Origin of the sequence: Enterobacillus tribolii, from assembly GCF_003363015.1 — a bacterium.
GTDB lineage: Bacteria > Pseudomonadota > Gammaproteobacteria > Enterobacterales > Enterobacteriaceae > Enterobacillus > Enterobacillus tribolii.
The window spans coordinates 418,239-428,000 of sequence record NZ_QRAP01000004.1 but is presented as its reverse complement, the minus strand read 5'-3'; the positions used below and the strand labels follow the sequence as shown (position 1 = coordinate 428,000).

General features: G+C 54.8%; 9 protein-coding genes and 1 rRNA gene. 4 read left to right on the top strand and 6 right to left on the bottom strand.

The genetic code is table 11. The features are described from left to right. Positions 1-178 precede the first annotated feature (178 nt). Positions 179-294: ribosomal RNA gene (gene rrf / locus C8D90_RS11280) — 5S ribosomal RNA — on the top strand. A gap of 181 nt (positions 295-475) precedes the next feature. Here the strand turns inward: rrf and pssA are convergent. The 4 genes from pssA to trxC form a co-directional block, all read right to left on the bottom strand. Further along, a complete protein-coding gene (pssA, locus tag C8D90_RS11275; RefSeq protein WP_162844392.1) occupies positions 476-1,831 on the bottom strand; it encodes a CDP-diacylglycerol--serine O-phosphatidyltransferase in 1,356 nt (451 codons plus the stop codon). Positions 1,832-1,985: 154 nt separating this feature from the next. Next, a complete protein-coding gene (locus C8D90_RS11270; protein ID WP_115458539.1) occupies positions 1,986-4,640 on the bottom strand; it encodes a bifunctional acetate--CoA ligase family protein/GNAT family N-acetyltransferase in 2,655 nt (884 codons plus the stop codon). Between the two features lie 33 nt (positions 4,641-4,673). Then, positions 4,674-5,381, bottom strand: coding sequence for a tRNA-uridine aminocarboxypropyltransferase (locus tag C8D90_RS11265; RefSeq protein WP_115458538.1), 708 nt, complete (start codon positions 5,379-5,381; stop codon positions 4,674-4,676). A gap of 99 nt (positions 5,382-5,480) precedes the next feature. Next, a complete protein-coding gene (trxC, locus tag C8D90_RS11260; protein ID WP_115458537.1) occupies positions 5,481-5,912 on the bottom strand; it encodes a thioredoxin TrxC in 432 nt (143 codons plus the stop codon). A 219-nt stretch (positions 5,913-6,131) separates the two neighbouring features. Here trxC and C8D90_RS11255 point away from each other — a divergent pair, with 219 nt between their 5' ends. Continuing rightward, positions 6,132-7,142 carry a tRNA/rRNA methyltransferase gene (locus C8D90_RS11255; protein WP_115458536.1) on the top strand — a complete coding sequence of 337 codons (1,011 nt, stop codon included), beginning with the start codon at positions 6,132-6,134 and terminating at the stop codon, positions 7,140-7,142. 52 nt (positions 7,143-7,194) lie between these two features. Here C8D90_RS11255 and C8D90_RS11250 read toward each other — a convergent pair whose 3' ends face one another. Beyond that, a complete protein-coding gene (locus C8D90_RS11250; protein WP_115458535.1) occupies positions 7,195-7,455 on the bottom strand; it encodes a YfhL family 4Fe-4S dicluster ferredoxin in 261 nt (86 codons plus the stop codon). Positions 7,456-8,092: 637 nt separating this feature from the next. Between C8D90_RS11250 and yfhb the strand changes: the two genes are divergently transcribed. Continuing rightward, the gene (gene yfhb / locus C8D90_RS11245; protein ID WP_230473006.1) at positions 8,093-8,731 is read left to right on the top strand and encodes a phosphatidylglycerophosphatase C; all 639 of its coding nucleotides are present in this window, start codon (positions 8,093-8,095) and stop codon (positions 8,729-8,731) included. Between the two features lie 40 nt (positions 8,732-8,771). On the opposite strand, the gene pspE is transcribed toward yfhb, so the two are convergent. Beyond that, positions 8,772-9,095 carry a thiosulfate sulfurtransferase PspE gene (gene pspE, locus C8D90_RS11240; protein ID WP_115458533.1) on the bottom strand — a complete coding sequence of 108 codons (324 nt, stop codon included), beginning with the start codon at positions 9,093-9,095 and terminating at the stop codon, positions 8,772-8,774. 152 nt (positions 9,096-9,247) lie between these two features. On the opposite strand from pspE, the gene tadA reads away from it, so the two are divergent. Then, the gene (gene tadA / locus C8D90_RS11235) at positions 9,248-9,760 is read left to right on the top strand and encodes a tRNA adenosine(34) deaminase TadA (RefSeq protein WP_115458532.1); all 513 of its coding nucleotides are present in this window, start codon (positions 9,248-9,250) and stop codon (positions 9,758-9,760) included. Positions 9,761-9,762: the final 2 nt, after the last annotated feature.

Here is a 9,762-nt window from a genome sequence, read left to right as displayed (position 1 = left end):
GTCGGGTGTGTAAGCGCAGCGATGCGTTGAGCTAACCGATACTAATGAACCGAGAGGCTTAACCTTACAACACCGAAGGTGTTTTGGTGAGAGACACAAGAGAGAGAATATTTTTAGCTTGTTTTGGGATTGGTTCTGGTGGCTGCCTGATGGTTAGCGGCTGGAATAACAGAATATGCCTGGCGGCGATAGCGCGGTGGTCCCACCTGACCCCATGCCGAACTCAGAAGTGAAACGCCGTAGCGCCGATGGTAGTGTGGGGCTTCCCCATGTGAGAGTAGGGAACTGCCAGGCTTTTATCAGTGGAAACCCCGGTCGGAAGGCCGGGGTTTTTGCATTTGTGCAATTTAGACACCTTTTCCAGAGGGACGTGAAACGCCTTTCCCACCAAGTCTCTCCCTCAATATCACTTCTTCAATGCATCAGCCTGAATCGCAGGCACAAAAAAGCCCCCGTTACGGAGGCTTGAGATAACTCAGAGAATACGGCTGATAAGCCGGTCGATACGAATGCGCCGTAACCGCCGGATTAGTTTCCTGACCTTCAGCGGGTACTGCTGAATGCTCTCCAGCTCCATATAGCTTTGTACAACGTGCGTATGCTTACGGATGCACTCAAGCTCATGCTGGCGCTGCTCGCGCAGTTCTCCTTTGGGATCGTGGATCAAAATGGCGTTCTCCAAATCCAGGCGCCAGGCGCGTGGATTCAGGTTATTGCCGGTGATCAACTGCCACTCATCATCAACCCACATGCCTTTCAGGTGGTAGGTGTTATCCTCATCCTTCCACAAACGCACCTCAAGCTGCCCATTATCAACAAAACGCTGCAACCTGTTAAGGAAGCGGCGCAGGTTGATTTCATACAGATAAGGCAGTGCGCCGATAATCTTGAATGGCTCGCTTTCCGGAATGAAGAAGTCGTTCGCCGTTTTGTCGCCGACGATAATCTCAACATGTTTACCCTGGCGCAGCAATGACATGATATTACGTACCAGCAGCGCCGGCAGGTTGAAATAGGGCGTGCACAGCGTCAGCTTTTCATTGGTGCTGCACATCAGGTGATGAATGGTTTTGTTCAGGATGCTTTGTTTACCCAGCCCGGCGAGTGGTGCGACCGAGAGCTCGTCCTCACTGGCAGAACCCTGAACATCGTAGGCGCAGCCGCGTAATAAATGACGGAACTGGCGGGTTTCATTCCTGATTTCCGGGCTTTTTGGCCGTTCACAGCTATCCAGGCGCTGTACGGCCGGATCGGTCAGCAACTTATTGCGGATATAGTCGACCATGATATCCGCAAGCTGTGGGTTGCGGATGAACTGATAGCGATCGTAACGGTATTTTTCATGCCGGTGCAGGTAAACATCATTCAGGCTGGCGCCGCTGTAGATCACCGTATCATCAACGATAAATCCTTTCAGGTGCAATACGCCAAGCGCTTCGCGCGTGTTAACCGGAACGCCATAAACAGGAACGGAAACGTCAGGATGCTGCTGGGCAACGCTGCAATACCAGTCAGCGTTGGTATTGCCCTCGGCGGCGCCGATACGTCCGCGCTGAGCGCGGTGCCAGTCAACCAGAATGCAGACTTCCAGTTCCGGATGCCGTTGTCTGGCCTGATAGATCGCGGAAAGTACGTCCTTGCCACCGTCATCTTTTTCCAGATATAACGCCGCGATAAAGATACGGTGAGTTGCATTGGCAATGGCATCAATCAATGCCAGACGGAATGCTTCTGGTGAGTACAGGGTCTGCACATCCCCGGCAATCTGGGGGAGTTTGGGCAGTTGAGCAAGGTGTTGTTGATGTTTGGTACGTTTAAATTTTGACAACATCACAGTGCGCTTCTTCTCTCATCATTGCATGGCTATCACGCTGCCATGTCTGGTAAATCAGTCCCATAGATCGAGCGATAATAACACTACTTTGCATCTATGTACGTATGTTTTGCCGTTAATTGTCGGCGTGACCTCAACGTTTTCCCCTGGGTTATCCTATAACCGGAAGCGGCAATTCAAGGTTTACAATGCCATCTTCCAACTGGACGTCAACGGCGAAATTCAGTCGCTTCGCCAACCCGATCATCCCCTGGTTATTCGGCATGGTGATGCCGGTAAGCTTTTGCAGGCCATGGTGGGAGGCATAGCGGATCATCTTCTCCAGCAGCAGCCGGCCAAGCCCCAGCCCTTTCAAGTCGGAACGTACTAACACGGCGAATTCCGCTTCCACGCCGTCCGGGTCGGTCATGGCGCGCGTAACGCCGATAATCTCTGTGATGCCGCCAGACTCACGCACCGCGACGAAGGCCATCTCTCTGTCATAGTCAATCTGGGTCATCTTTGCCAAGTCTTCATGACTGAACTCGTTAATCTCGCTGAAATAGCGATAGTAGAGATCTTCTTTGGTTACCTTGGCGATGAATTGCTGCAACAGAGGCTCGTCTTCCGGCAGAATAGGGCGGAACAAACACGTTTGATCGTTTTTGAGCGTAACCGTTTCTTCCAGGTAAGAAGGGTACGGCCGGATTGCCAGGCGTGACTGAGATTCCGCATCGAAGGGCGCGAGCTGTAGTGAAACATCCAGCAGCGTGAACTCATCACCCGATGCCAATACCGGATGAATATCCAGGCGCGTAATCTCCGGGCAGTCAACGATCAGGTTAGATACCTGTACCAGCAGCTGGCTCAGCCCGGCGACGTTAAGCGGCTGCAGCGGACTGCGGCTGCGGATTTTCCCGCTCTTAATCGCCTGCATCACCAGATAGCGCGCCAGCGTCATATTCAGCGGCGGCAATGCCACTGCGGCATCCCGATCCGGCTGCCACTCTCCGCCGCCTTCGCCCAGGCAGATCAGCGGGCCGAACACCGGGTCCGGCTCTACGGAAACCCGCAGTTCCTGAGCGCCGGCGCGGTTAGCCATGCTTTGCACCAGCAGTCCGTGAATCCGGGCCTGCGGGTAGGTTTGCCTGACCCGGTCTAAAATAGCGTTGGCGGCCTGTTGCACTTCGGCGGCGGTACGCAGGTAGAGCATGACGCCCTGCACTTCGGATTTATGCGGAATATCCGGCGAACGCAGCTTCAGCGCGACGGGATAGCCGATCTGCTCCGCAATATGCACCGCCTCGATGCTGTCGTTGGCGATCCAGGTCGGCAATGTTTCCAGGCCATAGGCGGCAAGAATGGCGCGTACTTCATGAGTATCAAGCCGTTTGGCGCCTTCATCCAAAAACGTCTGGATAAGCTGGTGCGCGTCGCTGGCGTTTGCCGCCAGGCCCGTAGGCAACGACGGCGTTTCCATCAGTTGGCGCTGGTTACGGCGATACTCCACCATATGCATAAAGGCCGTGACCGCGCCTTCCGGCGTACGATAGGTGGGGATGCCCGCTTCGCTGAACTGATGCCTGGCCTCGACGGATGAATATTCGCCGCTCCAGTTGGTCAGTATCGGAACGAATTTCCCCCGGCCATGCTGCCGCAAAGTTTGAATCAGGATTTCCGCCGTTTTCCCCGCCGGAGCCGCAGCGCTGGGCGCATGGATCAGAAGTATGGCGTCGTAACAGTGGCTGTCCAGCAGCGCTTCCAGCGCTTTCTGATAACGGGCGGGCGTGGCGTCGTCACGCAGGTTCAGCGGATTTTCTACGATGATGTCCGGCGTAAGTTGCTTTTGCAGCACTTCGCGTATGTCATCATCCAGTTTGGCCAATTTACCGTTGCGGCGCAGCAGCTCATCCAGCGCCATCGCGGCCGGTGCCGCGCCGTTACTGACGATCAGTAATTTTTCCCCGTACAAAGGGCGCATATGGCTGAGGGTTTCTACCGCGGAAAACAGCTCATGCGTATCCTGCACCCGCAGCAGGCCCGCGCGCTGGATAGCAGCGTCATACGCGGAATCCAGTCCCTGCACGCTGTTCAGCAAACGCTGCGCCTGAGGGCTGCGTCCGCTTTTGATGACCAGTATCGGCTTGTTACGCGATGCGCTGCGTGCGGCGGAGAGAAAGCGCCGCGCGCTGTTCAGATGCTCAAGGTAAAGCAGGATGGCGCTGGTTTTGCCGTCACGCGCCAGATAATCGAGCAGGTCGTCCATATCGATATCCATGCTGTCGCCTAAAGCGATAAAGCAGGAGAAACCGATTTTGCGCTGCTGCGCCCAGTCGAGAATGGTATTGGCGACGGCGGCAGACTGGGAAACGAACGCCAGCTTACCCGGCAGGATAGGAACGGGCGAGAAACTGGCGTTGAGCTTCTGCCACGGAGCCAGTAGCCCGAGGCTGTTCGGCCCCAGCAGGCGTACGTTATGCCGCAGCGCGCACTGGCGCAGCTCTTCCGTCTGGTTAAGCGGCGAAGAAAGAACGATAGCCGCCTTGCATCCTTTTGCCGCCAGCTCGGCGATCAGTGCGGGATTGCGTCTGGCATTGGTACACAGGATGGCTAAATCGGGAACCCGCGGCAAGGAGGCGATATCCGGATAGGCCATCACGCCGCAGACGGCCTGATAAGACGGATTTACCGGCATCACCGGGCCAAGAAATCCGCCGTCGAGCAGATTGCGCATGATGAGATGACCGTTGCGTCCGACTTTGTTCGACGCACCGATCACCGCGATCGATTTAGGACGCAGCAGGGCTTCCAGACTTCGTTGACTCATAACAGGCTCCTTGCGCAGACAAGTTCCCTGAGTTTATGCGCTCCCGGCGCTTTCTGCTGTGACGTCGCCGCGATGATGCGGTTTTCCTAATAAGTATTGCCGGCGGAAGCGGGTAAAGTGCTGATGCAGCGCCTGCGACGCAGCCTGATCGCCGGCCAGCATCAGCAGGGTGGCCGCAACTTCAGCCGTGCAATGTTGTTCCGGGCGCTGTGCTTCACGTAACAGATAGGATTGCGCGACGATATCATCGTCAAGGGAAAAAACCGGGAAACGATCCAGATAGGGACTCTTTCTGAACATTTTGCGTGCTTCGGGCCAGGTGCCGTCGAGCAGGATGAATAACGGGGTTTTCGGTTCTTCCTCCACCGGCAGACGGCTCGTAACCCGCTCCGGCGCGGCGTAAGCAGCGGGAAAAACGACGTAAGGCTGATAAGCCGGATCGGCAAGTAGCCGCTGCAGTTCCTCATCCTCTTCGGTGCGTGACCACTGAAATGCGGCAGTATCCGGCAGAATGTCGGCAATCAGGCGCCCGGTGTTGCTGGGCTTCATCGGCTCGGTGTCGTACATCATCAGGCAGAAACGGCTGCGCGCCGCCTGTGGCGAGATGGTTTCACACAAACACTGTGGCTGGGGCAGAAGGCAACGCTGACAGCGTCGCACCCGGCATCCGCGGGCGAGAAAAGGGCGCGTCGCGCGGGAAAGACGTTCTTCGCGCAGGCGCAGTACGGCATTGGGCAGCATCAAACTTCCGGGAATTAACGGGAATAAAGGCGCTATTCTAAACAAGGCGGGGCAGGGCGGTAAAGCCGGTCCTGCATCAGCAAGACCGGCGAAACGGCATCAGGCTTTGGCGGTCAGAACTTCGTCCAGCCAGTTGTCGAACGGCGCTTTCGGTACTGCGCCATTCAGCATGTCCACCAGTTTGCCATTGTGGTAGAGCATGATGGTCGGAATACTGCGGATACGGAAACGGGCGCTCAGTTCCGGCTCGGCTTCAGTGTTGACTTTGACGCAGCGGATTTTGCCCGCGCGTTCCTGGGCCACGTCTTCAAAAATCGGAGCAAAGCTGCGGCAGGGGCCGCACCACGGCGCCCAGAAGTCGATCAATACCGGTGCGTCGTCCTGTAATATTTTATCCAATGTTTGTGCTGTGGCATTGATAACTTCACCGTCAAACAGTTCATGTCCGCAGCGTCCGCATTTAGCCTGCTCTGTGATACGCTCTTCCGGCAGGCGATTGGTGGTTTGGCAGGATGGACAGACGGTATTCATAATTAACCTCAATTGGTTGTGTTGCTGTTCGTCAGTATCGGACATCTCGTTAACCGTGAGATGTTGGATAATTGTTAATCATTATCATTCTTGGTGATGCTAACTACAACGTGATTTTTTCGATGATTACAATAGATATTGTCTTTTGTATTATGCCTGTGGCGTAGTTGGGTGACATCAGGTAATCTTCGCGCCCTGCGCATTGGTGGAGAGGGTGTCATGAGCGATTCGTTAAACGGCAAAAACGGTAAAGTAAAAGTAATGTACGTCCGTGGCGAGGACGAGAAAAAAAGCGATAAAAAGGGCGGCAAGCCGCGACAGGGGCGTGATAACCGCTCCGGAGACCGCAAAGGCGGCGGCCGCGATCGCGGGAATGACCGTCCGCGCAAAGAATATGATTCTCCCTGGAAAACCGTTTCCCGGGGGCCTTCTGAAGAAGAGAAGCCCGATCACGGCGGTATCTCCGGTAAAAGTTTTATCGATCCGGAGCAGTTACGCCGTCAGCGTAACGAAGAAACCCGCGTCTATGGCGAAAACGCCTGTCAGGCATTGTTTGCCAGCCGACCTGACTCCATCGTGCGCGCCTGGTTCGTTCAGTCGGTAACACCCCGTTTTCGTGAAGCGCTGCGCTGGATGGCGGCGAACCGTAAAGCTTACCACGTGGTGGATGACGCTGAGCTGGCAAAAGCTTCAGGCACCGAGCACCATGGCGGGGTGTGCTTCCTGATTAAAAAGCGTAACGGACTGGACGTTTCAGCATACTTGCAGAACGCCGGCGACACGGATTGCGTTCTGGCGCTGGAAGACGTCGGCAACCCGCATAACCTGGGCGGCATCATGCGTACCTGCGCGCACTTCGGCGTGCGCGGCGTCATCGTTCAGGATGCGGCGCTGCTGGAGTCCGGCGCTGCGGTACGTACCGCGGAAGGCGGGGCCGAGCATATTCAGGCGATCAATGCGGACGGCTTCGATTCCGTGCTGGAGTCTTTCCGTAATGCCGGTTATCGCATCGTTACTACCTCAAGCCACAAGGGTACGCCGCTGGCAAAAGCCGAGCTGCCGCGCAAGATGGTGCTGGTGTTAGGTCAGGAAGGCGACGGGTTGTCCGACAGCCTGTGGCGTCAGGGCGATCTTAACCTGTCAATTGACGGCACCGGGAAAGTGGAAAGCCTGAACGTTTCCGTTGCGACCGGTATTTTGCTGTCGGAGTGGTGGCGGCAGAACGCGTAGCGTTTATTCAGGCGTGCAAAAAAGGCGGACATGGTTCCGCCTTTTTTATGCGTCAAATTTTATCGGCGTGGTGCAGCAGGACGAATTTATCCCACAAGGCTTCATTACTTTCCGGGTGAGCGGGATCGCGAATGATGGTGTTGTCGATCGGGCAGACCTTCATGCAGGTAGGTTCGTCGTAATGACCGATACATTCGGTGCAACGCGCCGGGTCGATTTCATAAATGCTGTCGCCCATGGTGATGGCCTGGTTCGGGCACTCAGGTTCGCACATATCGCAATTGATACATTTCTTGGTAATCAGTAAGGACATATCAGCAGGCTAAATTTATTCTCAGTATAAAACGCCGGCGTAAGATAGCATAAATCAGCCGTGAACCCAATATGGGGTGTCGTGCGGTAAGGTTAATGGAGAGTAAATGGTGTGAATGAGAAATACACGGCGAAGAACGAATATGAAAACAGCAAGCTGTTATTCATATTATTATCCGCATTCCCTCCCCGGAAATTCCGGGAAGGGAATAATATGGCAACTATTTTTTATAAACGTCGATGCTAATATTTTTATGATTACTTTCATGCCCGTTAATATCGATAATACGGTATACGGTAGAAGCATTGGTCCTGAGGAATGCCTCCGGCCTCCTGACACTTTAATCAGGTATCTGACAGAGGGGAAAACTGAGAATCCGTATCAAAGTGTAGTGTGCGGATATCATACGAGCCAGCGCTGGCAGGAAGCTGCACATATTACTGTTTGTTTTTCTGTCGAAAATAAAATGTCTTGTTTAGTCTGTAACGCCGCTTATTCATTTACTGCCCATTAACAATAATCCCGGCAATGTCCGTGAGCTTCATATTTTCATCATGATCTGGCGTTCACCGGCGGTATATTTTAAATTACGGAATATTCAGGCAATTCATAGCGATTGGCGCATAAGGGGAAAACGTTGACGGAACCACAGCCAAAAAGAGTGATTTTCTTTGATTTAGACGGCACGTTGCATCAGCAGGATCTGTTCGGCAGTTTTCTGCGCTATCTGCTGCGACGTATGCCGCAAAATGGGGTGCTGGTGGTGCCGTTATTGCCGGTTATCGGCCTGGGGCTGCTGTTCAGGGGGCGGGCCGCGCGCTGGCCGATGAGCCTGCTGCTGTGGGCGATAACGTTCGGTCACCGGGAAGCGAGCCTGAGGGCGCTGGAGTTACAGTTCGTCAAAGCATTCCGCCGGCAGCGGACGCCGTTTCCCGTGGTGCAGGCCCGTTTGCGTGAATATCTTGCCAGCAATACCGCCGAAGTCTGGTTGATCACCGGTTCGCCGCAGCATTTAGTGGAGCAGGTTTATGACGATACACCCTTTATCCATCAGGTACGCCTGATTGGCAGCCGCGTTGCGCGGCGTAACGGCGGCTGGGTATTACCGTTGCGTTGTCTGGGGAAGGAAAAAGTGGTGCAGTTGGAGCAACGCCTGGGCAAACCACTGCGTTTGTTCAGCGGCTACAGCGACAGCAAGCAGGATAACCCGCTGCTGGCCTACTGCGAGCACCGTTTCCGCGTCAGTAAAAGCGGCGGATTACAGCAACTGGAGTAAAAAGAGCGGGTAACGTCCCGCCCTTCCGATACCCTGGTCGTTATTGCCTGACCAGCGTCTGGGTTTTCTCGACGTCTTTCAGGCCGCCTTCATTTACGGCGTGCTGATATCCCATCTGCTGTAATAACTTCTCTGCCTTGCCGGACTGATTACCGCTGTTGCAGTACAGGTGCAGCGTATCGTCTTTATTTTGGGTGACTTCACCAATACGTTGTTCCAACTGTTTCAGCGGAATGTTGACGGCGCCCTGTACATGGGCTTCCTGATACTGCTCCGGTACGCGCACGTCAATCCAGTGTTCAGCGGCCAATACCGAAAGAGAGGAAAACAGCAGCGAAGCGGCGAGTAAGGCTTTTCTTACCATGGGATAAATTCTCCTGTTGATGTCATACACGATGAACGGCGAACAGCATAAGGGTAAATCATCCGCGGAAATATGATCTGGCTCAGAAGCCGGAGACACGCCCGGCAACCCATGTATAATGCCGGGCGATAAAAATGCAGAGGTGAACAGGCGTGAGTGAATTTGATGATGCTTACTGGATGAAACAGGCGCTGACGCTGGCGCACAAAGCCCGTGAGCAGGGAGAAGTGCCGGTCGGCGCGCTGCTGGTGTTAGATAATCAGATTATCGGCCAGGGCTGGAACCGTCCTATCGGCCGCCATGATCCGACCGCGCATGCGGAAATTATGGCTCTCCAGCAGGGCGGGCAGGTGCTGCAAAACTACCGTCTGATCAACGCCACCCTGTACGTGACGCTGGAACCTTGCGTGATGTGCGCCGGGGCGATGGTTCACAGCCGGATCAAACGCCTGGTGTATGGCGCGAACGATCTGAAAACCGGCGCGGCGGGGTCGCTGGTGGACATTCTGCGCCATCCCGGTATGAATCATCAGATTGAAATCACCAGCGGCGTGCTGGCGGAAGAGTGTGCTCAGGTGCTGAGTGATTTTTTCCGCTGGCGGCGCGAACAGAAGAGGGAACAACGGCGGATCATGAAACTGGCGGGAGAAGAAGGGAACGACTGAGG

What these genes read in the sequence shown, in the direction of transcription:
- pssA (WP_162844392.1), bottom strand. Translation starts at nt 1,831, where the DNA reads ATGTTGTCAAAATTTAAACGTACCAAACATCAACAACACCTTGCTCAA.
- C8D90_RS11270 (WP_115458539.1), bottom strand. Translation starts at nt 4,640, where the DNA reads ATGAGTCAACGAAGTCTGGAAGCCCTGCTGCGTCCTAAATCGATCGCG.
- C8D90_RS11265 (WP_115458538.1), bottom strand. Translation starts at nt 5,381, where the DNA reads ATGCTGCCCAATGCCGTACTGCGCCTGCGCGAAGAACGTCTTTCCCGC.
- trxC (WP_115458537.1), bottom strand. Translation starts at nt 5,912, where the DNA reads ATGAATACCGTCTGTCCATCCTGCCAAACCACCAATCGCCTGCCGGAA.
- C8D90_RS11255 (WP_115458536.1), top strand. Translation starts at nt 6,132, where the DNA reads ATGAGCGATTCGTTAAACGGCAAAAACGGTAAAGTAAAAGTAATGTAC.
- C8D90_RS11250 (WP_115458535.1), bottom strand. Translation starts at nt 7,455, where the DNA reads ATGTCCTTACTGATTACCAAGAAATGTATCAATTGCGATATGTGCGAA.
- pspE (WP_115458533.1), bottom strand. Translation starts at nt 9,095, where the DNA reads ATGGTAAGAAAAGCCTTACTCGCCGCTTCGCTGCTGTTTTCCTCTCTT.